Below are 25,980 nucleotides of genomic sequence, written 5' to 3' on the forward strand. Positions count from 1 at the left end.
CGTATACAAACGGTTGTTCTAAACAATTGTTTAGTTAAGGGGTAAAAAAATTTAAGTCTGTCTCAGGTAAGCCATAATCATTTCCGGAACGATCTGTTTGCGAGTTTCCATGAACTGCCTGAAGCCGGCATCATCAAGCGCTCCAACATACGATACGATTGGCTTTGCTATAACCGGAAAAATGACACTGCTCATGATCGTAATAATGACCTGTAATGGTTCAACTGTCCGGATAGCCCCTTTTTCTGCTTCTTCCAGTAGTTGTTTTCTAAAGAACGACCCCTCAACGATGCCTTTTACATTCAGTTCTTTAAAGATGGGTACTCCGTCCTGCCGTTGTTCAGCTAATACGAACATGGGCAACAATGGGTTATCCAGAATAAAGTCAGTATACCGATCGATGATCTTCCAGATCTTTACTTCCAGCGGAGTTTGCTCGTTCAACATCATCACCATGCGCCCCAAAAACTCCCGAAACGTATCGAGGTATATACTTTTGAATAACAGCTCTTTACTTCGGAAATAGTAGTTAACCATAGCCAGGTTGACGCCGGCTTCATCGGCAATCTGCCGGATTTTAGCCCCTTCGTATCCCTGCTCCAGAAAGACTTTCCGGGCGGCATTTTTTATTTTCTGTTCCGTATCCTGTGCGTCCTCTGCCATGGTAATGCTAACTCATGCAAAGTACGAACTTTTATTTGAACTAAACAAGTGTTTAATTTAGGGTGTGTAATTTTTTTAGAATAGAACCGTATTAACCTTGCTCAAACCACTTTCGGAAAGCCGGGGCTTTGTCTTTGCTGATGGTGATTTCCAGCGAACTGGGTTGACGAAGCGTGAGCAGCAGTTTTCCACTGTAGTGAGGCTGGTAGCCGGTGATGGCCTCCAGATGGACAAGATACTGGCGATTGGCCCGAAAAAAAGCGGCCGGGTCTACCAGTTCTTCCAGTTCATCAAGCGTAACGTAATCCGTTATAAGCTTCTGGCCAGTTAACGTGTGCAGATAGATGACCTCGTCGCGACAGAAATAGGCTACCTGCTCCTGCGGTACCGACACGATCTGGCGAAGGTAGTGGCCTGTAAACCGACGTTTGTATGATTTGTGGGTAGAATGACCGGTCATATCGGCCAGGAACGCCCGGAATTGCTGCTGGAAATTATCGCCGTCGGGTTGCCACCGGTGAAACTTGGCGAGGGCCGACTGCATGTCGTCGGGGTCGATGGGTTTGAGCAGGTAATCCAGGCTATTGAGTTTAAACGCCCGAATTGCGTACTCGTCGTAGGCCGTCGTAAAAATAATAGGGCAGGAGACCTCCAGCCGCCCAAACACGTCGAAGCTAACCCCGTCCGACAACTGAATATCGGAGATGATGAGGTCGGGCCGCGGGTTATTCTGCAGGTAGTCCGCAACCTGCTCGACGCTGGGAAGGGGCCCGTCAATGGTTGCCTGAGGTTCGAGCTGGCGGACCAGTTTTTCCAGTTGACGGGCTACTACCGGCTCGTCTTCGATCAGCAGAATGGTCATACAGTTGGCGTTGGCTTGGCAGCGTTGACGTCGGATAGGCGGGTCGCATCCATCGTCAACAGCGGAATCTGAACGGAAAACAACTGCTGCTTTTCCGTAATAATAACAGGAACCGGACTCAGATACTGATAGAGCATCTTGAGGTTGTTCAGGCCCTGGCCGTTCGACGTAGCGACCTGACGTTTTCGCTGTACCGGATTCGCTACGGTCAGGCATCCGTTGCCCGCAGTGATACTGATCGTGAGCGGATTCGCTGCGTTGATGGTGTTGTGCTTGATGGCGTTTTCAATCAGGACCTGGAGCGTGACGGGAACAATAGCCTGCTCCAGTGCGTCGTCGGCAATCTGAAATGTAACTTCCAGCGCACCGTCGTAGCGGGTTTTGAGCAGCGATACGTAGTTTTTGATGAACGACAATTCCGTTTCGAGCGGTACCTGTTCTTTTTCTTTATGCTGAAGCACGTACCGAAATACCTTTGACAGTTGTTGCAGAAACTTGCGGGCCAGCGTTGGGTCTTCGTCAATCAGACCATCCAGCGAGGAGAGGCTGTTGAACAGGAAATGTGGGTTGAGCTGGTTTTTTAAGTTTTCGTATTGCGCATTGAGCCGCTGTTTTTGCAGCACGGCTTTCTCTTTTTCCCACTTTTCTTTCTCCAGTAGGTTCTTTTTCCATTTCTCAAAGAAGTAGAAGCCAAAGTAGGCCGTGTTGACGGATACGACGATAAAAACGTTAAGGCCAAACGAAACTACCTTGATGGCATTGGCGAACTGGCTTGGGAAATACTCGCTATAGTAGCGCTCAAAGTAGCTGGTCAGGCTCGTCTGAAGGGCAATGAGTACGATCAGGCAGGTGCCGGTCTGTACGAAGAATCGCCTTAATACACCGGTCTCAAACGGTAATAGGCGGTTCAGATATTCGTTGAACGCGTTGACGCTTTCCCACATGAAAATAACAAAGGCGAAGCTGATAACTGAAATGAACAACCGTTCATCACCATTAAATTGCGGGAAAAAACGTAGTATTAGTACGTAGCGAAACGTACTAATAATCAGCGCGGCAGCGTACACGTACCGACGCGGGGGGCGCAGGAACCTACGAATTCTTGTGTTCAGAGATAATGCTGCCATCGCTCATTTCAATAATACGGTCGGTGCCGGCCGCAAAGTCAGGGTCGTGCGTAACGGCAATGATAGTCTGTCCTTTATCCGCCAGTTCATGGAAAATCTCGAATACGTTTTCGGTATTGGCCTTATCCAGGTTGCCGGTTGGTTCGTCGCCCATGATGATCGTCGGTTCGTTGATCAGCGCCCGGGCGATAGCGACTCGTTGCTGCTGCCCACCCGAGAGCTTGCTGGCGGGTTTGCGGGCGTGTTCGGTCATGCCGATCAGCCGAAGCTTTTCCATCGCCCGCTCTTCTACCTCTTTTTCCGAGTACTTCCCCAATTTCAGTCCCGGCAGCATTACGTTCTGCAGGGTCGTAAACTCCGGCAGCAGGAAGTGAAACTGAAAGACAAAGCCAAGATGTTCATTGCGGAAGTGCGACAGAAAATCCTGATTCCGGCCTTTCAGCGTTACACCCGCCATTTCGATGTCGCCTTCGTAGTCGGTATCCATCGTTGAAAGCAGGTACAGTAACGTCGATTTACCACAGCCCGATTTACCCACGATGGACAGAAATTCGCCTTTCCGTACCTCGAAGGTAATGTCTTTCAGGACCTGAAATTTTTCCGGGTCGTAAAAGTATTTAGTAACATGTTGGGCTTTGAGAACAGTGCTCATTGAGTTAATGATTGACTAGTGATGGATTGACTTGCTGAATGATTCGTTCTACAGGTCAGTCATCTGGAAATTAGCCCCTTAAAATGGATACCGGATCTACCTGCGCGGCTTTCCGCGAGGGGAAATAGCCCGCCAGCACGGTCGTAACGATTCCAAACACAAGACCCATTACGTAGTACGTACTGGAAAAAATGACCGGGAAGGTTCTGATACTCAGAAAATCCCCCGCTTCAAACGGCGTAATTGACAACAGGTAGCTTAGGCCAAAGCCAATCCCCAGCCCAAGCAGCCCCCCCGATAATCCAATGAAAGCGGCCTGTAACAGAAAGATGGCGACAATATCTTTACCGTCGAAGCCTGTGGCTTTCAGAATGGCGATGTCCTTGATTTTGTTGACGACCGTCATGTTCATGATGTTGTAGATGCCAAATCCGGCCACGACGAGCAACGTAATGGACACGACGTAGGTAAGCATATTCCGGATTTGCTCCCCCGCCAAAATAGCCTGATTGGCCGTGGCCCAATCTTCGGTGTAGTAGCCATATTCGGCCCGCAACTTCTTTCCGAACGGAATCGCCCGTAGCGGATCGAACATCTTGAGGTGAATGTCTGTGATGTAGCTGGGGTCTTTCTGTAAAATCTCCTGCACTGTCGACAGGTTGGCGTAGCTCTTAGTATTGTCGACAGTGCCGACGCCAAACCCAAACGTACCAACCACCCGCAGGATGCGCGTGCCGCCCCCCGGTGTCGTGATAGTCACCTTATCGCCGGTGCGGACGTTGAGTTTACGGGCCAGCGTTGAGCCCATAATCAGCCCGTCGGGATTGGTACGTAGCGCGTTGATACTGCCCGACTTGAGCCGCGACGCCAGGTTATAAAGCCGGTTTTCGCGCTCGATATCCACACCGGAGATCGTGCCCGACAGTTGGATGGGTCCGTTGTTGTAGAATACCTGCGTGGCTACCTGGGGGGAAACGCCCAGCACACCGGGTTCTTTTTCTATCCGCTGTGCAATGGCTAGGCCGTTTTTAAGCCGCGCCAGTTCGTCTTTGGGTTTCTGGTGGTACACGACATTGAAGTCACCGGGATTTAACTGTTCAATCAGGCTTGGGCGCTGGGTGTTCACCTCGTTATAAATCCGGACGTGCGGGCTGGCATCCAGCGCCGAATCCTCCAGAAACTGATTGACGCCCTGCATGAACGAGATCATGGTGATGAACATAGCTATGCCGAACGTAACGCCGAGCATGGCCACGAGTGTCTGGCGTTTCTTGGCCAGCAGGTGTGTCTGCGCAATCTGCGCGGCTATTCTGATGTTCATAGTTTATGTGTTAACCGCAAAGACGCAAAGGGAAACGCGGAGGTCGCAAAGAGTTAGTTGGCGTTCTTAGCGAAATACGTTGCGTCTTTGCGGTAAAAACTATTCTGCACTAAGCACTACGGATTTCTCCGTAAGCCCACCTTTCACTTCTACCAGGTCAAAGTTTTCGGCTCCCTTCACGATGCGGATTTTCTGTTTTTTACCGTTCTGATCTATCCATACGCTATCGTTGCCGAATACGTACGACTTTGGAATAGTGAGCACCCGCTGTTTCTGGCTGACGATGATGTTGGCTTCTACCGTCAGACCGTAGTAGGCATCAGGTTTGGCACCCGTGAACTCAGCATCGACTCGAAAGGACTGGTCCGTACGGTTGAGCTTGGGGTATACTTTCGTGACGCGGGCGTTGAAGACCTTATCGGCGTACACATCGGTTTTAATCACGACCGATTGCCCGACGCGAATTTTGCCGAAGTCGCTTTCATCGACCGCCAGTTGTGCGTAAAGCTGACGACCGCTGCCCACCAGAGCCAGTTGGTCGCCCGGCCTGACGACCTCGCCGGGTTCTTTATACACTTCGTACACTTTCCCCTCCACGAGGCTACGAACACGGGTGCTTCGGTCAGCTTCAATCGTTGACACCAGTTGGCTGCGGTTATTGGCTACATCCAGCCGAAGCTGGTCGCGCGTACGGGCCAGGGTGTTAAGCTGCGCCCGAAGGTTGTTCCGCGACAACGTATAGTTCAGTTCGGCCCGCTCCAGCTCGGCCCGCGACGTAGCATTCTGCCGGTACAGGTCCTGAAACCGGGCGTAGTTGAGGGAGTCGTTCGCCAGCCGAACGCGGGCGTTGCGAACCTGCGCTTCCAGTTCGGCCAGTACCGGCGAGTTTGCCTGCAGGTTCGCCTGCGACTGCCGAAGGGCCGTAGCAGCCGCTGCGCGTCGGGCGTCTTCCGTGTTACTTTCCAGGACAAACAGCAGTTGATTTCGCTGGATGGAGTCGCCTTCGTTAATAAGCCGCTGCTCCAGAATGCCGTTGGCGTCAGCCGTAACGGTGTACTCATTGCGGGGGTACACATTCCCCGACGCATAAACCGCTTCCGTCAGGTCCCGGTAGGTTGGGGATACACCCTCATCGTTGCGGTTGCAGGTAACCACCACCGATGCGGTCAGAACCAGCAGGCTGAGAGCCATCCACTTGTTCGGATACATTCGTATGGCGACGGGCAATCCAGGCTGCCCGCTGGTGTACTTATTTTCCATTGCGAATCTGTAAAATCGTTTGGTTAATAAAGACGTTCGAGAGGTTGTTGAGGTAGCGGTTCTGAGCCGTGAGCGATTCGTTGAATACGTTCAGGTATTGGTCATACGCAAACAGCCCCGACCGGTACTTCACCAGCGCAATCTGAACGTTCTGGGCATTAAGCTCGTAGTTCTGCCGGTTGAGGTCCAGCGACTGAACAGCCTGATTGTATGTATTGCGGATATCCTCATTGTCGGTCTGCTGCCGGTTACGTTCGTAATCCAGTTCGGCCTGATCAAGCTTGAGCTGTAATTTGGCTCGTGCTATGTTGCTGTTGCGCAATCCACCGGCATACAGTGGAAAATTGAATTGTAAACCGGCCACTCCGATGGTGAACCAACGCTGGTCAACATTAAGAAAATTGAACTGATCTCGCTGCGCCTGCTGCGAATAACGAATGTAGCCCGACACCGTAGGCCAGCGGGTCAGTCGTTCGCGATTCACCTGTAACTTAGCCAGCTCTACCTGCGCCTGCCGGAGAGTTACCTGCGGTCGTTCGGCCGGAGCCAGGGTGTCGGTTCCGGCCAGGCCGTTAATGGGCCGGTTCGCCAGATTTTCCGTTAACACCAGACTGTCGGTCGGGGCCAGGCCCAGCAGTAGTTTGAGCTGATTCAGATTTCGCACGAACGAAAGCCGATTCTGATACAAGACGTCGGCGGTAGTGAGTTGTACTGACCGAATGCGGTTGTATTCCAGCGGCTCAATCTGTCCTTTATCCAGCCGGGCCTTGGCAATCTGGGTTAAGGTATCGGCGGCCGACAGGTTTTGCTGAGTAATATCAATAGCGGCCCGGGTAAGCAGCGTTGCGTGATAGACCCGGGCCGTCTGCGTCGAGATTTCATCGTGCAAAACCAGGTTTTGACTATCCAGAATTTGCAGATTCTGATTCGTGATGGCAATATCGGCGCGGGCAGGTCGGTTTACGACCGGAACGGTAGCTTCACCCGTAGCCGTCAGAAACCACGGCAAGCCGAAACGCAGCGTCTGAAACTCGCCGGGACGGCCCCCCAGGAACTCGGCCGGGACAAGCTGTACCGGTAAGGCGTAGTTGTAGTCGAGGTTACCGTATAGCCGGACCTGGGGTAGAAGATTCGCCCGGGCCGCCGTCTTTTGTTGCTCCTGGACGACCAGATTCTGACGGGCGTTGACCAGTTCCGGATTGTTACGGCGGGCCAGCGATAAAGCTTCCTGGACATTGGCCACGTAGGTCTGAGCACTCAGATTGGATGATACACCGCACAGAAAAAAGAGAACCAGCCGCTTCATACGTCATTGAGAAAGGGATGGTCAAAGAAAAGTGAGCCGGTTAGTACCCAAAAACATTTTTAGACCAAGCTCCCAAAATCAACTACGAAACCGCCCGCCGACCAACGAATCAACGGCGACAAGGCAATACTGGTTTAGGAAGGTTTCTGGTTATATACCAAAAGGAGGGATTATCAAGAGAGTAGGAGCAATAAAAAACCGCCGGGAAGAGTGGGTTCCATCTGGAACAGCAGAAGACTATAAACCTGTCTAATTATGGATTTGCAGGCCCAAAAACAAAAAAGCCAAGCGAGACACTCTCTTGGCTTTCTGATTTACTCAACGTTATGAAAAACTTTTCTTTTCGACGCAATTATAGAACAAAAGTAGCAAATAAAGGTTCTATTTTCCAAAAAAAATTTTAATATGTCCTTTAAGTATCTATGTGTCAGTCGATTATTGTAGTGATTAACAAACTCCACAATCTAAAAAATGAGTACTTATACGCAGCAATAGTTAGGGAAATTCCTAAGTTATTCTTCTAAATCTGCAATCGTAAATGAGAATGATAAAATTAGACTTGCTTATTTGAGAGCTACGGAAGCGCAAAGATTAAACTTACTATTTAGATGAGAACTCCGACAACAATTGCTACTAAAATTATAGAGCTTGTATTTTTATGATCTATGTTAAAATCTTTAATTTTTGGTATTTTATTCTGCAAAATACGGTTTCTAAGAATTTTATAAGGATAAAACGCCGACTGATAAGAATTTATTAAATAACTTTCGGGCTGTTTCTACTTCATAATCTAAACTATGAGAAAGTTTTTACAAGTCCTCTGTCTTTTGCTCGTGAGTCTATGCGGTCAGGTGGCCCTGGCGCAGGACCGGATCGTGACAGGAACGGTGACGGCTGATGATGGGTCGGCTATTCCTGGTGCTACTGTCGTGCTGAAGGGTACGAAACGCGGAACAAACACAAATGCCGACGGCCAGTTTCGGATTGAAGCGCCGGCCGACGGACGCCTGGTAATCAGTTTTGTGGGGTACGCGACCCAGGAAGTGGCAGTAGGTAACCAGACCAATTTTTCAATCCAGTTGATGTCGGATGCCTCTAATCTGGAAGAGGTGATCGTAACGACGTTCGGTACGGCCAAACGAGCTTCCTTTACCGGTTCAGCGGGTGTTATCTCAGATGAACAGCTCAAGAAGCGACCAATTACAAACTTTGCTCAGGCCCTGGCGGGTTCAGCACCCGGTATCCAGACGACGGCGGGTAGTGGTCAGCCTGGTACAGCTCCAACCATTCGGATACGGGGTTTTGGTTCTATTTCGTCGGGTAACGATCCGCTTTATGTGGTCGACGGCGTGCCCTACACGGCCAGCATCGCTAACCTGAACACGCAGGACATTGAAAGTATAACCGTACTTAAAGATGCAGCTTCCACGGCATTGTACGGGTCTCGGGCTGCCAACGGGGTAGTGGTTGTAACGACCAAGAAAGGGCAGAAAGACCGGAGCAGCATTTCGGTTAACATGACCAAAGGGGTAAATACCCGCGCTCTGCCTGAATATGATCGCGTTGGCCCTGACCAATATTACCCACTGATGTGGGAGCAATACCGCAACAGTGTTGCTTACCGCGCTACCAACCCGGTATCGCTCTCAGCGGCAAACCTCGATGCCACAAACCGTCTTGGCAGCCTGGTCGGTTATAACGTATATGACGTACCGTTCAACCAGTTGGTTAATACCGACGGGCAGATGAACCCTAACGCCAGACTGATCTATTCGCCCGACGATTTAAACTGGGAGAAACCGCTGATGCGGCAGGGCAATCGCGATGAAGTAAACCTAAGCTTTTCGGGTGGTCAGGAAAAATCTGATTACTTCCTGTCGGCCGGTTACCTGAGCGATAAAGGCTTTCTGATACGGTCTGACTATAAACGCTATACAGCCCGGTTGAATGTCAACTCCCAGGTGAAACCGTGGTTCAGAACAGGGGCTAACCTATCAACCACGATTATCCGGTCAAACCAGGCTGACGTACCGGCCGATGGCGGCACTACGTTCGTGAACCCGTTTTTCTTCTCCAGAACAATGGGGCCGATTTTTCCGGTATATGCTTATGATCCAGCTAACCCCGGTCAGTTCTTAACCCTGCCGAACGGTCAACGGCGGTGGGATTATGGTAACCTGACCAGCCTGGGTCTGCCCTCGCGGCCTCAGTACGGTGGGCGGCACGCCATTGCTGAAACGCTCCTGAACCAGAACTATTTCCGGCGGAATACGTTCGGAGCCCGTGGTTTTGCTGAAATCACGTTCCTGAAAGATTTTAAATTCTCGACCAACATCGGTGCTGACCTGACGAATACGAATGTAGTCACTTTTGGTAACCCCGAGATTGGCGACGGCGCACCGGCTGGTCGGGCAACGCACGAATTTGAAAATATTTCCAGCTACAACCTGAACCAACTGCTGAACTACAATAAATCGTTTGGTCCGCATACGATCGATGTTTTACTGGGTCACGAAAATTTCCAGGTTAACGACAACTACCTGACTGGTTCACGGTCGCAGCAGATTCTGGACGGAAACGTCGAATTGATCAACTTCACTACTACGACGAACCTTAACTCGGTGTACAATGTCCGCCGGGTTGAAGGCTTCTTCTCTCGTTTCAACTATGACTACAATCAGAAATACTTCCTTTCTGGTTCGGTTCGTCGCGACGGATCAAGTAAATTCTACAGCGATGTACGATGGGGTAACTTCTACTCCATCAGTGGCGCGTGGCGTCTGGATCAGGAAGCATTTATTCAGGCAATCCCAACCATTAATCTGCTGAAACTGCGGAGTTCATACGGACAAACCGGTAACGACGGTGGTGGTAATACGGCCGATGGGGCTGCCATCAGCTATTATGCCTGGCAACCACTCTATGCGTTGAGCTGGAACAACGCAACAGAGGCAGGTATCCTGCAAAGTAGTTTAGGGAACTCTGCGCTGGTATGGGAGAAAAACAGCCAGTTTGACGTAGCGCTGGAATTTGGTTTGTTCAGAAATCGGGTGTCTGGTACGGTCGAATACTTCAATCGTCAGTCGTCGAATCTGATTTTTGCCGTACCGTTGCCACTTTCGTCTGGGGTTCAGACGGTTACCCGGAACATCGGAACGATGTTTAACCGGGGTATTGAAGTGGAACTGGGGGTTGAGCCGGTTCGTACAAAGGACTTTACCTGGCGTATTGATCTGAACGCGACGAAAATTCAGAACCGGATCACGAAGATGCCGGAAGAAAATCCGGAAATTATCGACGGAACCAAAAAACTTGCTGTCGGTACCTCTATTTATGATTTCTGGCTGCGCGACTACCAAGGGGTTAGGTCGGAAACGGGCGAAGTGCTTTACCGTGCGAATACCTATGTTGCTGCCAATTCATTCATTACCGAAGCCGGTGATACGCTTACAACTAACGTGAATAACGCTCGCTTCAGCTACCATGGAAGTTCGATTCCAAAGCTGACGGGTGGTATCACGAATACGTTCACGTTTAAAGGCATTACGTTATCCGGATTGCTGGTCTATCAGATTGGAGGTAAAGTGTACGACGGTGCCTACGCTGCTCTGATGAGCGCAGGTGGGTATGGTAGCGCTAAGAGCACAGACATTCTGAGACGCTGGCAGAAACCCGGTGATGTTACTGACGTACCCAGAATGGATGCCGGTAGAACGGCTGATTTCGATGCCGCTTCGAGCCGCTGGCTGATCGATGGTAGCTACCTGAACATACGGACCGTAACGCTGTCGTATGGCTTACCAAGCACCTTGGCCCGCAAACTGTTCCTTAACAATGCTCAGGTTTACGTCAGTGGTGAGAACTTCCTGATTCTGTCGCGTCGGAAGGGTATGAACGCCCAGCAAAACTTCGGCGGTACAACCGGCAACGTATTCAGCTCGGCCAAGAGCCTGGTTCTGGGTCTATCACTAACGCTCTAAACTTCAGACAAACCAATGAAAATTAGATTATTAACTATATTGATTGCGCTGGGGGTATTATCAACTTCATGCAGCGAAGAGTACCTGGAGACGTCTCCTACCGGTAGTGTTGATGCCGCTGCGGCCTACGCCACCACCAAAAATGCCGCGGCAGCCATCAATGGTATCTACCGGGCGATGGTCGTACGTTATCTTGGTTCGCAGGGCCATTTTGGTCATCCGGCCATGATGATCATCATGGATGTCATGGGGGAGGACCTGGTATTTAGTAACTCCTCTAATAACTGGCATTTTGGCGAACAGCGTTGGACGAGCCACCGCTCCGAAGTGGGTACCATGTCCGAATTTGGGTATTTACTTTATTACCGGCTCATTGGTAATGCCAACATTGCTGTCGCTAACGTCGATAATGCGGCTGGTACTGATGCTGAACGGAAACAATTGAAAGGTGAGGCACTGGCGCTGCGGGCGTTCTCGTATTTCAACCTGGTACAGCTCTACGGAAAACGTTACGATGGAGCGGCCAAGCCAAACAGTCAGCTTGCAGTTCCGCTCGTCTTAACGCCTACAACTGAAGGTTTGCCTCGGGCCACGGTTGAAGATGTGTACACCCAGATCAACAAAGATCTGACAGAAGCGGCTGGGTTGCTGACTACGTCGCGTTCGTTCAAGTCACACATCAACATCGATGTGGTAAAAGGTTTTCAGGCACGTGTAGCGCTGACCCAGCAGAACTGGGCCGATGCGGCTAAGTACGCGGCTGAGGCCCGTAAGAGCTATACGTTGATGTCTGTGGCTCAGTACCAGGAAGGCTTTGCTGATATTGCAAACCCGGAATGGATGTGGGGCTTTGATCACCTCGAAGATCAGTCAGAATTTTTTGGTGCGTATCACTCGTACATCTCCTGCAATTTCAACTCTACCAACATCCGGGCAACGCCCAAGTTGATCAATAATCTGTTGTATGACCAGATTCCATCAACGGACGTACGGTCGAAAATGTGGGTAAAAGCGCCAACTACGGCTAACTCGGTGGTGCCGCCGGGCGGTATTCGCGCACCGTACATGAACCAGAAGTTCCGGTTGCCGGGTACACCGTCGACCAGTACCATGGGCGATATTCCGTATATGCGGTCGGCAGAAATGTACTTGATCGAAGCCGAAGCGCTGGCTCGTCAGGGTAAGGATGCCGATGCGGCTAAGGTTCTGTTTGATCTAGTCAGCAAGCGTGATCCGTCGTACAAGCAATCGACCAGCACCGGCACCAAGCTCATCGATGAGATCCTGTTCAACCGTCGTATTGAACTGTGGGGTGAAGGGTTCCGGTTCCTTGACCTGAAGCGGATGAATCTACCGCTGAACCGCAACGGTGCCAACCACAACCCGGCTGTAGCCGTCCTGTTCGACGTACCAGCCGGCGACAAGCAGTGGGAGTTCCTGATCCCACGCCGTGAAATTAACGCCAACAAAGCCATCGAGCAGAATCCGTTGTAAGAGGCTAAGGCATTATAAAAATAAGGGGCCTGACCAATCTTGGTCAGGCCCCTTATTTTTATTCCAGTCTCATTTTGGTACAGCAAATTACCCCAAACCTACTCAGAGTTATCAGACTCCTGTTGTATAAAATCTACCGCAATTGGCAAAGACAGAAGAGACCGTTAAATACAAAACAGCCCCAACCGTTCGGCTGGGGCTGTTTTGTAAAGTAGTAAGGCGCAGGATTACATCATGCCGCCCATGCCGCCACCCGGCATACCGCCAGGAGCTGCTTTTTCATCTTCGGGCTCATCGGCAACCACGCACTCAGTTGTGAGCAGCAGGCCGGCGATTGAAGCCGCGTTTTCCAATGCCAGACGAGTTACTTTCTTCGGGTCGATGATACCAGCCGCGAACAGGTCTTCGTAGGTGTCGTTCTTAGCGTTGTAGCCGAAACCACCCTGACCGTCTTTTACTTTGTTCACAACGACTGATCCTTCGCCACCGGCGTTAGCAACGATCGTGCGGAGCGGAGATTCGAGCGCTACGCGGATGATGTTGATACCCGTCGTCTCGTCTTCGTTAATGCCTTTCAGACCGTCCAGTGCTGCTACCGCACGAATCAGGGCTACACCACCACCCGTTACGATACCTTCTTCAACGGCAGCGCGGGTTGCGTGCAGGGCGTCATCAACGCGGTCTTTCTTCTCCTTCATCTCAACCTCCGTAGCGGCACCGATGTACAGGATAGCTACACCACCTGACAGTTTCGCCAGACGCTCCTGAAGCTTCTCACGATCGTAGTCAGAGGTCGTGTTTTCGATCTGAGCTTTGATCTGGTTCACGCGGCCCTGGATGTCCTCTTTCGCGCCAACACCGTTAACGATCGTGGTGTTGTCTTTGTCGATGATGATCTTCTCAGCCTGACCGAGGTAATCGATCGTAGCGTTCTCCAGTTTGAAGCCACGCTCTTCGCTGATCACCTGACCACCCGTCAGGATCGCGATGTCTTCCAGCATAGCCTTCCGACGGTCGCCGAAGCCAGGAGCCTTCACGGCAGCTACTTTCAGGGCACCACGGATTTTGTTAACAACCAGTGTAGCCAGCGCTTCGCCGTCAACGTCTTCAGCGATGATCAGCAGCGGGCGACCCGTTTGAGCAACCTGCTCCAGAACCGGCAGCAGCTCCTTCATCGACGATACTTTCTTCTCAGAGATCAGGATGAACGGACGATCCAGTTCAGCTTCCATTTTCTCCGTGTTGGTCACGAAGTACGGTGACAGGTAGCCACGGTCGAACTGCATACCTTCTACGGTTTTCACTTCCGTTTCGGTACCGCGAGCTTCTTCAACCGTAATCACACCTTCTTTACCAACCTTCTTCATTGCCTCGGCAATCATGTTACCGATTTCTTCGTCGTGGTTGGCCGAGATAGTAGCAACCTGGGCGATTTTGCCGAAGTCGTCACCAACGGTCTGAGATTGTTCAGTCAGGTTCGCGACAACAGCACCAACGGCTTTGTCGATACCGCGCTTCAGGTCCATCGGGTTCGCACCAGCCGCTACGTTCTTAGCGCCGATCGAGTAGATGGCCTGTGCCAGTACAGTAGCCGTAGTCGTACCGTCACCAGCTGAATCGGCTGTTTTTGACGCTACTTCTTTCACCAACTGAGCGCCCATGTTTTCCATGGCGTCTTTCAGTTCGATCTCTTTCGCTACGGTCACACCATCTTTGGTGATAGCGGGAGAACCAAATTTCTTGTCGAGGATTACGTTACGACCTTTAGGTCCGAGGGTAACTTTTACGGCATCTGCCAGCGTATCGACACCTTTCTTAATGCGCTCACGGGCTTCGGTATCAAAGAAAATTCGTTTTGCCATGGTTGTTGAATCAATTAGTTAAGGAACTAAATCGGATCGCTTCGCGAAGCGAACGTTTACCGTTTCAAGTACTGAAACGAAGGTGAATTAGAGAATGGCGAAAATGTCAGATTCGCGCATAATCAGGTACTCTTTGCCATCGACAGTGATTTCCGTACCGGCGTATTTGCCGTACAGCACTGTGTCACCAACTTGTACCGTCAGGGGCTCATCTTTCTTGCCAGGTCCTACAGCGACAACTGTACCGCGCTGGGGTTTTTCTTTAGCCGTGTCAGGGATGATGATCCCGAACGAGGTCTTTTCTTCGGCCGGGGCGGCTTCTACCAGAACCCGGTCTGCCAGCGGTCTCACGTTCACTTTAACGCTTTCCGTTTCTGCTACCATGATAATGAGATGATTAAGGTTAATAAATTGTTTGTGTGCAACATTAAGTGACGCTTTCCGCCTGCCAACTTCTGTGCCAAACCTCCAATCTGCCAAATTTTCAGTGTTTAGCCTGACATCTGGTCAATCGCTGCAACTGCTTGGCGTTTCTAAGGCACTCTTCCAATTCCGGCAAATAGAATTTGGTCAAACCAGAATCTTTTATTAGTTTACTGAAAGAGTACGCTTAATCGAATACGCATTTTTGGCTTATGAAACAGTTACAGCCTGACTGGTTTGCACAAGGCTGGATCGATGCCGAGTATCAGAAATATGTCGTCTTGGCATACCTGCAGGCGGTCCAGCGGAATTTTACTGACAAAAAACTATGTCCGGATTTGCCAGAATTACGCAGTCATTATGACAACGGACTTCGTTTTTCGAGGGGCAAAGGTACGTTAAATGCCGCGTTCCCCAAACGAATCAGCCGAATAACAGGTCGCCCACCCCGAATTGAGTATGAATCCGAGGTAACGGACGATGAGTACATGGCTGAAATGGACGCGATTATGGATTTTGCGCTGCCTCGTTTTCAGGCTACCCTGAACGAAGGCGAACAAATCTGGGCTGATATCGCGACATCATTGACCTTAACGCCCGTTGGGTTGCTGCCGTTACGTCCGGAAGAAGGGTACCTGTTCCTGCACGCAACGAATCAATCCGAAACCCAGGTGTATTATTTCTGCCTGACACTCTATTCTAATCAGGAGCCGGGCGGGCGCATGGTGCAGTTGCGGTTCCTCGAAGTAGTTCGGAAGAGCCTGGTCAATACGTTCGAAAACGTAAAACTAGACCTGATCCGGCGACATCGGTCTCTGCCTAATCCTGCCGCATTTATGTTGGAAAGCCGGCGGCATTATCCCGTGCAGGAGACCCTGCTCCCGATTGCCCGCCAGTTGCTGGCCCGGGCCGTAGCGTAGCCGGTGCCGACTGAACTAAAAAAGCCGACCTTGGGCCGGCTTTTTCGTGTTAATGCCTTTACTTATCGCTGGGGAGTCAGTGCTGAAGTTGAAGCGCCGGGAGTGGCTGCTCCTGGAGCGGCCTGGCTGGGCGCAGCGCCCGGAGCAGGCTGCGTGTTCGGTGCCGCAGCACCCGGAAGTGTCTGCGTCTGTGCGCGGTCAACGTTGACACTGTTGATACCGGCATTTCCTCCTTTATCAATCATGATGTACGACGCGAGCGTCAGTACCATTACACCGATACCAAGCCCCCACGTAATCTGTTCCAGCAGGTCGGTTGTTTTCTTGACGCCCATTAACTGGTTGGAGCCCAGCCCGCCGAATTCACCGGCCAGTCCGCCACCTTTTGAGTTTTGAATCAACACAATCAAAATCAACAGGACAGTCAGAATACAAATCAAAATAACAATTGCCGTTACCATGTACGAAGTTTACAGTTTTCTATTAGTTAGTTTCCAGTTCGATTGAAAAGCGCAAACTACTCGTTTGATGTAACTTGGCTTCCGGTAAGTTCACTGATTTTTGCCGCAAAGTACGCTTTTTTCTGGGGATTTTTCAAGATAAGCTGCTGGTAGATTTCAATGGCTTTGTCAATCTTACCCTGTTTCTGGAGGATAATGGCAAACGCTTCGGTTACCAGCACGCCCTTCGCGACCGTTTGACTACGTTTGGTCAGGTCTTCCTGCGGTTCGTTCGTATCAGTCACTTTGTTACGAATGCGCGGAATCTGCGGCTCGTTCTGAATAAAACTATCAATCAGATCCTGCTGCCGCTGCCGTTCCGGGTCAGCCGAAGACGTAGCGGGTTCAACAGTCGGATCGGCAGTTTGTTGGGCCAGATCGTGCTGTAGATTGGTTTCAACCAGGGTCGGATCGTCAGGGGTAGGTGTAGTAACGGCCGACTCCGGCGACGACTGGTTACCACTGGTCACGTCGAGCGAAGCGGGTTCGGGCAGACGAATGAGCGGCATCTTGGGAAAACCGTTGCTCAGCCCGGCTTTCGACTTGAACAGGGCGTAACTTTCCTGCTGGTAATCCTCCGGAATCGGTACGTGTCGGGCCGACAGTTCGTTCAGCTTCGTCAGTAAATTATCCGACCACTGAAATTCGTTGTCGATCAATTTACGTAATGCGTTTCGGCTAAGCGCATACGCAGCCGCCTGTCGAACGTAGGTGATGGTATGAGCCGTCTGGCCTTTCTGATGCACGGAAGCTGCCTTGGCCGCCAGTGTGTGAAGCGCCTGACAGTAAGGAAACGCTTGCAGACTTTCCTTCATCTGCGCAAAATCGGTAGACGTCAGGTCATCCGGATGGGTGACCCAGTACGAAAAGGTTTCCTTATCAAGTACTTGCATGGAACTGAGAGGACTGTGTCGGTTCGTAAAGCCGAATGTACGAAATTAACAATGTCCGACAATAGAAAAAAGCGGTTTGTCGTGGCTATAAACCACAAATAGGTACAAGTGGCGAGAGTTGGCCGATTACCAGTCGGCGGCCGTTTTGTTGAATATGTCGAGGACAATCTGGTCCAGGATTCGCGGAATCAGCCGGCTTTCGTTCTGGCTCAGGGTCTGGTTTTGCGGAAAATCCTGGTAGAATGAGAACGACTGTTCGAAGTTTTTGCTTTCGTCTTTGTTGTTATAAAAACGAACCAGCACCGTAATCTGCAACCGGTTCACACCGGCCTGGTCCTGCGCCGTGGGCGCTACGGCCAGCAGATCATAGCCCGTAATGCTGCCCTCCAGCACGAGGTCTCCATTGTTAGGCACTACTTTCAGGTTCGTGTACCGCTGATAGTACTCCCGTAGCCGCTCGTTGAACGTAAGCGGCAGGTTGGCTGGTCCCCCGGCTGTGGCCAACGTGAAGTTGTTGATCGTGATGCTTTTAACATCCGGCGACAGGGTCGACCCGGTAAACGAATAAATTCGGCAACTGGTGGTCGACAAACAAAGGAAGGCGACTAACAGGAACGCTTTCAGGGTAAAGTTTCCTACTATCCTGTTGTAGTGGGATAACCAGTTTGCTGCCCGGCCATGATCGGAAAACAGAAAACCGTAAACAGAAAACTTGTTTCTATTCCTCATCAATCTGATACTGTTTGATTTTCCGGTACAGGGTTCGCTCGGAAATGCCGAGTGCCTGCGCGGCATATTTGCGTTTGTTGTTATTCCGCCGGAGGGCCTTTACGATCATTTCTTTTTCCTGCCGTTCGAGCGAGAGCGAATCGTCATCTTCGGTTTCGTGCGTTACGTCTTCGATGGCTACGTCGTTTATATCGCCGTCGACATCATCAAAAATCTGCACGGGCGGATGATACGATTCGGTAGGGGAAGGGGGTGGGCCGTCAGCCCGTTCGGCTCGGGTCAGCGAGGGCAGGTAACGTGGCTCACCGTCGGCTGTTCCAGTCAGTGGACGGCCATCACCGTCGGGAATGGAGTCGAACAACTCCTTGTGGTTATTCAATACCTGCCGACCGTACTGCTCATTACCCAGCATATCGCGCACGAGTCGCTTCAGGTCATTCATATCCCGGCGCATGTCGAACAGCACTTTATACAGTAGTTCGCGCTCCGAAAAATTATCGCCGGTGGCATTACCTGCCTGGGGCGATAGCATCGGCATACGAGTCGTGGTCTGTTGCGGTTGGGGCAGGTATCGTGTCAGTGTTTCGGAACCAATCGGCTGATCCTGATTGGATTCAAGGATTGAAATCTGTTCGGCGATGTTTTTCAACTGCCGGATATTGCCCGGAAACGGGTAACTGAGCAGTATCTGCTTGGCTGCATCAGTCAGTTGAATGGGGTTTATACGGTACCGTTCGGCGAAGTCGGTGGTGAACTTACGGAACAGCAGTTCGATGTCGGTACCCCGTTCGCGCAGGGGCGGCACAAAAATGGGGACCGTATTGAGTCGGTAATATAAGTCTTCACGAAACTTACCGTTCTCAACCGCAGCCAGCAAATTAACGTTCGTGGCGGCCACAACGCGCACGTCGGTTTTCTGAACCTTTGAGGAACCAACGCGAATAAACTCGCCGTTTTCGAGCACCCGAAGCAGCCGGGCCTGCGTACCCATCGGCATCTCACCAATCTCGTCGAGAAAGATGGTGCCGCCGTTGGTGGTTTCAAAATAACCCTTACGCTGGTCAACGGCCCCGGTAAATGAGCCTTTTTCGTGGCCGAACAGTTCGGAATCGATGGTTCCCTCCGGAATAGCTCCGCAGTTAATAGCTATAAACTGACCGTGTTTCCGGGCGCTCAGGCTGTGGATGATCTTGGAAAACGATTCTTTACCGCTCCCGCTTTCGCCCGTAATGAGTACGGTCAGGTCGGTAGCCGACACCTGCATAGCTACATTAATGGCGTAGTTCAGGGCTGGTGCGTTACCAATTATACCGAAGCGTTGTTTTACGCTCTGAATTTCTTGCAGATTCATTATAGTTTGAGGTTTGTAGTTCGTAGTTTGTAGCTAGACTTGAGTAGCAACTACAAACCAAAAACTACGAACTAACCCACCACTTCGCCCAGCAGCGTGGCGGCTGTGCAGTCCGTCACCAGTACGTTGACGTACTGACCTTTCTGCAAATCACCTTTGGGAAAGACCACCATTTTGTTCTGGTCGTTGCGGCCGCACAGGAAGTCGTCGGAGCGTTTGGAGGTTCCTTCAATCAATACCCGCTGCACTTTACCGACATGCCGACGGTTACGTTCGGCTGAGTGCTGCTGCTGCAAGGCGATGATCTCGTTCAGGCGACGTTTTTTAACGTCCTCCGGAATATCGTCGGTGTATTTCTTAGCCGCCAACGTACCGGGCCGCTCCGAATAGGCGAACATGTAGGCATAATCGTACCGGACGTATTCCATCAACGACAGCGTTTCCTGGTGTTCTTCTTCGGTTTCGGTGCAGAAGCCCGAAATCATATCGGTTGAAATACCGCAGTCTTCGCCCAGGATCCGGCGGATGCTGTTGATTTTTTCGATGTACCACGGCCGGTCGTAGGTTCGGTTCATCAGCTTCAAAACCCGGCTGTTGCCGCTTTGAGCGGGCAGGTGGATGTAGTTGCAGATGTTGTCGTACCGGGCCATCGTGTACAGCACCTCGTCAGTAATATCTTTGGGGTGCGAGGTCGAGAAACGAACGCGCAGATCGGGACTGATCAGGGCCACCCGCTCCAGCAACTGCGCGAAATTGACCGATTCGGTGCTGTCTTCGCTGGCCCATTTATAGCTGTCAACGTTCTGGCCCAGCAACGTAACTTCTTTAAAACCATCGGCAAGCAGCGCTTCGGCTTCACGAACGATGCTGTGCGGATCGCGGCTTCGTTCGCGGCCACGCGTGAACGGCACCACGCAGAAGCTGCACATGTTGTCGCAGCCACGCATGATCGAAACAAAGGCGGTTACGCCATTGGAGTTGAGCCGGATCGGCGCGATGTCGGCATAGGTTTCTTCCCGCGACAGGAAAACGTTCACGGCTTTCTGCCCGGATTCGGCTTCCTCGACCAGTTTCGGAATGTCGCGGTAGGCATCGGGGCCGGCCACAATGTCGACAACCTTTTCCTCTTCCAGCAGCTTGGTTTTAAGCCGCTCAGCCATGCAGCCGAGCATACCGACCAGCAGATCGGGCTTCCGGCGCTTGAGCGCGTTGAGGTGCTGGAGCCGGTTGCGAACTTTCTGCTCGGCATTCTCACGGATGGCGCAGGTATTCAGAAAAATCAGGTCCGCTTCTTCGGCCGATGAGGTTGTCGCAAAACCAGCATTGCGCATCACGGCGGCCACAATTTCGCTGTCGGCAAAATTCATCTGGCAACCATAGCTTTCGATATACAGGCGTTTCTTTCCCGTTGCCAGTTCGTCTTCCGACGTCCGGGGCAGATCGATGGCTTCTTTATCCTCTGGTTGGAGTATAGTCAGTGTCTCAGCGACTCGTTCCATGCTTCTCGTTACAGTTTCACGTTTCAGGTTCAAAATGCCGGGTTAGTGCAGTGACTGTGAATCAGCCGTTAAACCAACTGGCTCCCCTGGTTGGAACGTGAAACAAATCAATAATTAGTATCGTGCCCCAAAATTACGAAAAATTAACGAAAATCTGCCAATTTGGCAGAGTTAGGCTGGGTATGAATGAACTTGAATAGGGAGAAACAATCAGATTTTCAGCATATTGTTTAGAACGGATAACCGATACCGAAGTTCAGCACTAAAGGGTTAGGGCCTTTGGTTAGCTGACGTAGTGAGAATTTGGTCAGCATGAAGCGTTCATCAACGAGCCGTCCCCTCTTTTCGTCAAAGTATTGCCGGGCGGGATCCCATACTTTAATGCCGCCATCGAACCGGATCACAAAAAAAGAGAAATCGATGCGGAGGCCAACGCCGGTTCCAACCGCAATCTGTGGGACGAAGGTATTGAACCGAAATTGTTCGCCGAACCGCCGGTTGTTGTTTCGGATTGTCCAGACGTTTCCGGCATCAATGAAGAAAGCGCCGTTGATGTCGGCGAGCAGGCGAAACAGATGACCGCGTAATTCCGCCGACCCTTCGATGAGCATATCGCCGGGCTTTTCAAAAGTGTAAGCGAATTGCTCATCACGGCCATCCCGATTGTCGAAAACAGGTACGCGCTGTGCACCGTCGCGGGCCTGGGGTAATTCGGCGCCCGGACCTAAACGGCGAAGAGGCCAGGCCCGAATGCTGTTGCTACCGCCTGCAAAAAATAACTTCTCGTAAGGGGCCGTTCGGTTAGAACCGTAGCCATATACCAAACCGGTATTGAACCGGAATGCAAGGGTAGTACGCGGCCGAAGCGGGATGTAATGCCGGAAATCGACGTTGAAACGTAGATATTTAAAATACTGTAAACCGGTCGAATCAGTCAGGTTGAAAAATTGACGTAACTGCGACTCCCGGAAAAAATTCAGGGTAGTACCGCCTGACTCAACCACAGCCCTCAGAAAGTTTGCCCGCCGGTTTTGACCGGGTGTGTTTGTGTTGTACGTGTAGGCAAAGCTGATGCTGGAACTGATTGACCGACGGAAACTTTGTTTGATCGTGCTGCCCAGACTGGCCAGCGAATCCAACTGCTTTTCAAAGGCAGGACCAAACTGCGTATTGAAGTTGGCGTTAATCAGGTTGACGTCGGCGATCAGGAAGCTGAATTGTTTAGCTGGGGTCGTCTGCCAGTTATAAGCCATTGTCGACCGGAGAGTTGACCGCCTGTAATCGGGCCGAATCGAATTGGTGAAGCCCAGACTGACCTGCGTGCGCGGATTGTACGGATTAAACTGAAACCGCATCCGCCCAGGAAAGAGGATCTGGGGAAATATGAGTGAACTGGTTACGCCTATCTCCTGCGCAAAATAAACCCTTGAGCGATTGGTTGTAGAGTCAATGGCGAAGCCGGTCTGTGCTTCAAAACCATAACGTACGGATGTTTCAAGCGTTTCAAGGCCACCAAAGAGGTTACGGGCTCTGAATGTCAGGTTGGCGAATGGCCCAGGATAGCCCTGCCCTTGATAAAGAACAAATATGCCTCCTTCAAACGTATATTCGTATTTATCGACGGGAGCGGCTGTAATGAGTGTCCGCAACTGCCGGCGGGTAGAATCCGTAATGTTGAGGTTAATAAACTTGAACTGATTGAGCAGAAAGAGCTGCCGTTGGGTATCGCGGTACTTGGTCTGGCTATAGGGCTGGCCGGGCCGCATAAAAATCTTTGAATCCAGCAGGCGCGACGAGATGTTGCGCCCACCCAGCAGGTACATAATGCCGTTACGTTGAACGGTGTCCAGCCGCACGTTGCTGCCGGGAACACTGGTTTCGTCGCGGGTGATCTGAACCTGGACATCACCAACGTAGTAAACCGGATGGACCGACTGCCCGGGCGGGTTGGCAATCTGCATATACAGGTCCAGGTTTCGCCGGAGTGAATCGTCAGGATTCCGACGGGTGGAATCTACCTCCCAGTTGATGTAAGCCCGGCTGAAAGCGTAATAACCCTGATCGCGCAGCAGACTTTCGAGTCGCGCTTTCTCGGCCGATACATTATCAAGGTCGAAGCGGTCGCTGACGCGCAGTGCCGAATTTTTGAGTGATTGCCGGACGAGCGAATCGACGCGCGGGTCTGGGATTTCGTAGGTAACGCTGCGCAGGAAATACCCCGGCTTCTCGTTTACCAGGTAGTTGACCCGAATCTGCCGTCCACGTAGTGTATCGAGTCGGTACGTGGTTTCGGCGTTGAAAAATCCTTTTCCGACCAGGTACTTTTGCATCTTGCCGGCGTTAGCCTGGGCGTCGCGTTCGTAAAAGTAGCTTGGTGGCTCGCCGAGGTTGCGCATGACCCAGTTACCTTCTTCGGCTTTTCGGCGCAGCCGTTTCAGCCGACGTTCGTACTGTCGGTTCAGCTTCCGCAGGGCGGCCGGCTGGCCGGCCAGTTGCTGACTTTGCTGCTCAAATTCATTAGTTTTGTCCTGGAGGGCTTTCACGGCGGCTGCCTGATCGAACCGGCTCGACCCAAGTTGATAGAACCACAGGGCAGGCGTAATGGGCAAACCGAGCACCCGGCGGTTGGGCTTCTGCGGGATCAGGCTCTCCAGTTCTTCGCGCGGTACGGAACGGTTGCCCCGGACGGTCTGCGACGTAAGCAGGTACTCGTTGCGGCCCCCTTTTGACGTTAAACAACCTGTCATACCAAGGGTTAAAAGCAGGCAGGTTACCCAAATAGCGTATCTATATGTATGATATATGAGGTATGATGTATGGCTACCCGTCAGCCGATCATACATCATATATCGCATAGCATACTTTTTTTTCATGCTGTCTAAAAATCAGATCAAGTACATTCAGTCGCTCCACCAGAAAAAGTACCGTCAGCAACATGGCGCGTTTCTGGTCGAAGGGGCCAAGAGTGTACAGGAAGTTTTGCAGTCCACGTTTCAGATCAATCTGCTGGTTGCTACGGAAGCATTTTACAAAGAAAACGCCCACCTGACAGACCGCCAACGAATACCGGTCGAAATTGCGTCACCGGCCGAACTCGAACGTATCGGTACCCTCGAAAGCAATAACGCAGCACTGGCCGTTGTCAGTGCGATGGAAAACCGACCGTTGCTGGCCGACCCCGGCGAAATGGCCCTAATCCTCGACGATATCCGCGACCCTGGCAACCTCGGTACGATCCTGCGCATCGCCGACTGGTACGGCGTCCGGAAAATCCTGTGTTCCGATACCACCGCCGACGTGTACAACTCAAAGGTAATCTCAGCCAGTAAAGGCTCGTTTACGCGCGTCAACTGGTGGTACGGCGATGTGGGACGTTTCCTGGCTGAGACAACCAGCAAATCGGAATGTTTAATCTACGGGGCTTTTTTAGATGGAGAAAATGTGCATCGACTGTCATTTGGCGGAAAGCGTTCCCTTCCCGGCTACCTTGTTATGGGCAACGAATCGAATGGCATCAGCGCGGCCGTGGGGCAGTACGTCAGCCAGAAAATAACGATTCCGCGCTTTGGGGGCGCGGAATCGCTCAACGTGGGTATCGCTACAGCCGTAATTCTCGACAACTGGCGGAGAAGTATGACTTTACCCCCAACCCCCTGAAGGACGGTCGGCCGTTGCCGGGCTTTGTCCAGTCCGCTCGCCATCATTGTCACGGTTTTTTAGTTACCCCCAACCCCCTGAAGGGGGCTTAGCTCCGCCAAATCAAGATCCGGCAAACAGCAGCGCTGAGCCTCCTTCAGGGGGTTGGGGGTACGGTTTGTAAAAGGGCGCTGATTCTTGCCAAAACACCTTTTATGTCATTAAATATGTCATCATTCGTAAACCGTAAAACCGTGACGCCAAACTCATTTAGTACATGTGTTCTGTTGTCATCATACTCCTTTTGTTCAGTTGATTCATGCACGGCGCCATCCAGTTCAATAATTAGTTTGGCGGCATGACAGTAAAAATCAGCAATAAAGGTATAAAATGGATGCTGAGCTTTAAATCGAAAACCCTCAAGTTGATTTGACCGCAGAAATTGCCATAAATGATGTTCGGCGGGAGTCAAATTTGCACGCAGCATCTTAGCTCGTCTGAAAATTTCAGGCGAAGCTCCGTAGAACATGTCGGTGGGCATTGGGTGGATTTTGCATGGAAAATTACCTGTCCTTAAACCTAGTGAAAGGGCTTAGCTTTGCTCATCCAGCTTCCTGGAATTAGCAGCGCTAAGCCCGGCAGCGGCCGTCCGTCTTCAGGGGTTTGGGGTACTCAATTACATGAACGAACTCATGGCGGCTTCATTCGCCAGGTCCTTGGCGTGGTCCTGGCCGAGGTAACGGTCGATGAAATAGTGCGCTACGTAGAGCACCGGCGTCAGGATAACGGCTGTGAAGGCCTTATAAATGTAGTTGATAATGCCGACGGCCAGTACCTGCGTGAATGACCAGTTGCCGAATACGTAGAAGGCGATAAACAACACGACAAACGAGTCAATCAACTGCGAAATCAGCGTGGAGCCGGTTGCCCGCAGCCATATCTTTCGGCTACCGGTGATCTTCCGCAGGTACTGGAACACAGACGCATCCAGAATCTGACCGATCAGAAAGGCCGTGAGCGACCCAATAATAATGCCGAGCCCCTGCCGGAAAATCATGGCGAAGGCATTGTTAATATTGATGGGTAAACCCGCCGAATCTTTCGCGTTTACGTCCAGCCAGAACTGCGCCGGAGGAAGCGTCGTTACGGCGTAGATAATCAGAAAACTGTAGCCGACGAAACCGGCTGTCAGAAACGAAATGCGCCGAACCCCCGCCTTGCCGAAGTATTCGTTGATGATGTCGGATGTGATGAACACGAACGGCCAGATGACGGCACCGGCCGTGAGGTTAAAATCCAGTATGAAATCGCCGAACAGATGAATCTGAGCCGGTTTTGCGCCTAGTAAGGTCTCGACAGAAAAGATCTTGACGCCGATGATCTCGGCCACCAGCGCGTTGGTCAGAAAGATGGCGCTCAGGAAAATGTACAGATTGGTCCGCTTGTTGGTAAACGTATAAGCCATTGGTTATTTGATGGAATGAACGTGGGAGACGAACGCA

The 25,980-nt window shown here is 51.4% G+C and carries 21 protein-coding genes; 4 read left to right on the plus strand and 17 right to left on the minus strand.

From position 1 onward, the window contains the following. Positions 1-51: 51 nt before the first annotated feature. The 7 genes from BN8_RS06785 to BN8_RS06815 all read right to left on the minus strand — a co-directional run bounded on the left by BN8_RS06785 (position 52) and on the right by BN8_RS06815 (position 7,191). Positions 52-663: a TetR/AcrR family transcriptional regulator gene (locus tag BN8_RS06785; protein WP_009281078.1), complete on the minus strand. Its 612-nt coding sequence runs from the start codon at positions 661-663 to the stop codon at positions 52-54. Between the two features lie 91 nt (positions 664-754). Further along, positions 755-1,525, minus strand: coding sequence for a LytR/AlgR family response regulator transcription factor (locus tag BN8_RS06790; RefSeq protein WP_009281079.1), 771 nt, complete (start codon positions 1,523-1,525; stop codon positions 755-757). Next, complete coding sequence (locus tag BN8_RS06795; RefSeq protein WP_009281080.1) at positions 1,522-2,652, minus strand: sensor histidine kinase; 1,131 nt, start codon at positions 2,650-2,652, stop codon at positions 1,522-1,524. Before BN8_RS06795 ends, BN8_RS06790 begins: the two co-directional genes overlap by 4 nt. Beyond that, complete coding sequence (locus tag BN8_RS06800; RefSeq protein ID WP_009281081.1) at positions 2,618-3,304, minus strand: ABC transporter ATP-binding protein; 687 nt, start codon at positions 3,302-3,304, stop codon at positions 2,618-2,620. Before BN8_RS06800 ends, BN8_RS06795 begins: the two co-directional genes overlap by 35 nt. A gap of 70 nt (positions 3,305-3,374) precedes the next feature. After that, positions 3,375-4,625, minus strand: coding sequence for an ABC transporter permease (locus tag BN8_RS06805; RefSeq protein ID WP_009281082.1), 1,251 nt, complete (start codon positions 4,623-4,625; stop codon positions 3,375-3,377). A gap of 99 nt (positions 4,626-4,724) precedes the next feature. After that, entirely contained in the window at positions 4,725-5,885 is a 1,161-nt protein-coding gene (locus tag BN8_RS06810; RefSeq protein WP_009281083.1) for an efflux RND transporter periplasmic adaptor subunit, read from the minus strand. Then, positions 5,875-7,191 carry a TolC family protein gene (locus tag BN8_RS06815; protein WP_009281084.1) on the minus strand — a complete coding sequence of 439 codons (1,317 nt, stop codon included), beginning with the start codon at positions 7,189-7,191 and terminating at the stop codon, positions 5,875-5,877. Before BN8_RS06815 ends, BN8_RS06810 begins: the two co-directional genes overlap by 11 nt. A gap of 797 nt (positions 7,192-7,988) precedes the next feature. On the opposite strand from BN8_RS06815, the gene BN8_RS06820 reads away from it, so the two are divergent. Next, complete coding sequence (locus BN8_RS06820; protein ID WP_009281085.1) at positions 7,989-11,171, plus strand: SusC/RagA family TonB-linked outer membrane protein; 3,183 nt, start codon at positions 7,989-7,991, stop codon at positions 11,169-11,171. Positions 11,172-11,186: 15 nt separating this feature from the next. Continuing rightward, positions 11,187-12,665: a RagB/SusD family nutrient uptake outer membrane protein gene (locus tag BN8_RS06825; RefSeq protein ID WP_009281086.1), complete on the plus strand. Its 1,479-nt coding sequence runs from the start codon at positions 11,187-11,189 to the stop codon at positions 12,663-12,665. Positions 12,666-12,892: 227 nt separating this feature from the next. Here the strand turns inward: BN8_RS06825 and groL are convergent, their stop codons facing one another. Continuing rightward, entirely contained in the window at positions 12,893-14,527 is a 1,635-nt protein-coding gene (gene groL, locus BN8_RS06830) for a chaperonin GroEL (RefSeq protein WP_009281087.1), read from the minus strand. 87 nt (positions 14,528-14,614) lie between these two features. Then, positions 14,615-14,911, minus strand: coding sequence for a co-chaperone GroES (locus BN8_RS06835; protein WP_009281088.1), 297 nt, complete (start codon positions 14,909-14,911; stop codon positions 14,615-14,617). A 251-nt stretch (positions 14,912-15,162) separates the two neighbouring features. Here BN8_RS06835 and BN8_RS06840 point away from each other — a divergent pair, with 251 nt between their 5' ends. Further along, positions 15,163-15,870: a hypothetical protein gene (locus tag BN8_RS06840; protein WP_009281089.1), complete on the plus strand. Its 708-nt coding sequence runs from the start codon at positions 15,163-15,165 to the stop codon at positions 15,868-15,870. A gap of 62 nt (positions 15,871-15,932) precedes the next feature. Here the strand turns inward: BN8_RS06840 and secG are convergent, their stop codons facing one another. The 6 genes from secG to tamL form a co-directional block, all read right to left on the minus strand. Next, a complete protein-coding gene (gene secG / locus BN8_RS06845) occupies positions 15,933-16,331 on the minus strand; it encodes a preprotein translocase subunit SecG (RefSeq protein ID WP_009281090.1) in 399 nt (132 codons plus the stop codon). 56 nt (positions 16,332-16,387) lie between these two features. Continuing rightward, positions 16,388-17,263: a DUF8458 domain-containing protein gene (locus BN8_RS06850; RefSeq protein ID WP_009281091.1), complete on the minus strand. Its 876-nt coding sequence runs from the start codon at positions 17,261-17,263 to the stop codon at positions 16,388-16,390. Positions 17,264-17,389: 126 nt separating this feature from the next. Continuing rightward, on the minus strand, positions 17,390-17,992 hold the full coding sequence (gene lptE / locus BN8_RS06855; protein ID WP_083882485.1) for an LPS assembly lipoprotein LptE: 603 nt from the start codon (positions 17,990-17,992) through the stop codon (positions 17,390-17,392). Beyond that, entirely contained in the window at positions 17,982-19,343 is a 1,362-nt protein-coding gene (locus BN8_RS06860) for a sigma-54 interaction domain-containing protein (RefSeq protein WP_009281093.1), read from the minus strand. Before BN8_RS06860 ends, lptE begins: the two co-directional genes overlap by 11 nt. A 71-nt stretch (positions 19,344-19,414) precedes the next feature. Further along, positions 19,415-20,842 (minus strand): tRNA (N6-isopentenyl adenosine(37)-C2)-methylthiotransferase MiaB, encoded by a 1,428-nt coding sequence (gene miaB / locus BN8_RS06865; RefSeq protein ID WP_009281094.1) that lies wholly within the window; start codon positions 20,840-20,842, stop codon positions 19,415-19,417. A 230-nt stretch (positions 20,843-21,072) separates the two neighbouring features. Further along, positions 21,073-23,715, minus strand: coding sequence for a translocation and assembly module lipoprotein TamL (gene tamL, locus BN8_RS06870; RefSeq protein WP_009281095.1), 2,643 nt, complete (start codon positions 23,713-23,715; stop codon positions 21,073-21,075). On the opposite strand from tamL, the gene BN8_RS06875 reads away from it, so the two are divergent. Further along, positions 23,714-24,499 carry a TrmH family RNA methyltransferase gene (locus BN8_RS06875; RefSeq protein WP_040005507.1) on the plus strand — a complete coding sequence of 262 codons (786 nt, stop codon included), beginning with the start codon at positions 23,714-23,716 and terminating at the stop codon, positions 24,497-24,499. The genes tamL and BN8_RS06875 overlap by 2 nt on opposite strands. A gap of 136 nt (positions 24,500-24,635) precedes the next feature. Here the strand turns inward: BN8_RS06875 and BN8_RS06880 are convergent, their stop codons facing one another. Together BN8_RS06880 and BN8_RS06885 are read right to left on the minus strand one after the other, a co-directional pair. After that, positions 24,636-25,019: an endonuclease domain-containing protein gene (locus BN8_RS06880; RefSeq protein ID WP_040005508.1), complete on the minus strand. Its 384-nt coding sequence runs from the start codon at positions 25,017-25,019 to the stop codon at positions 24,636-24,638. Between the two features lie 135 nt (positions 25,020-25,154). Then, the gene (locus tag BN8_RS06885) at positions 25,155-25,943 is read right to left on the minus strand and encodes a queuosine precursor transporter (RefSeq protein ID WP_009281097.1); all 789 of its coding nucleotides are present in this window, start codon (positions 25,941-25,943) and stop codon (positions 25,155-25,157) included. Positions 25,944-25,980 lie beyond the last annotated feature (37 nt).

The sequence above is a fragment of the Fibrisoma limi BUZ 3 genome, assembly GCF_000296815.2.
GTDB classification, from domain to species: Bacteria; Bacteroidota; Bacteroidia; order Cytophagales; family Spirosomataceae; genus Fibrisoma; species Fibrisoma limi.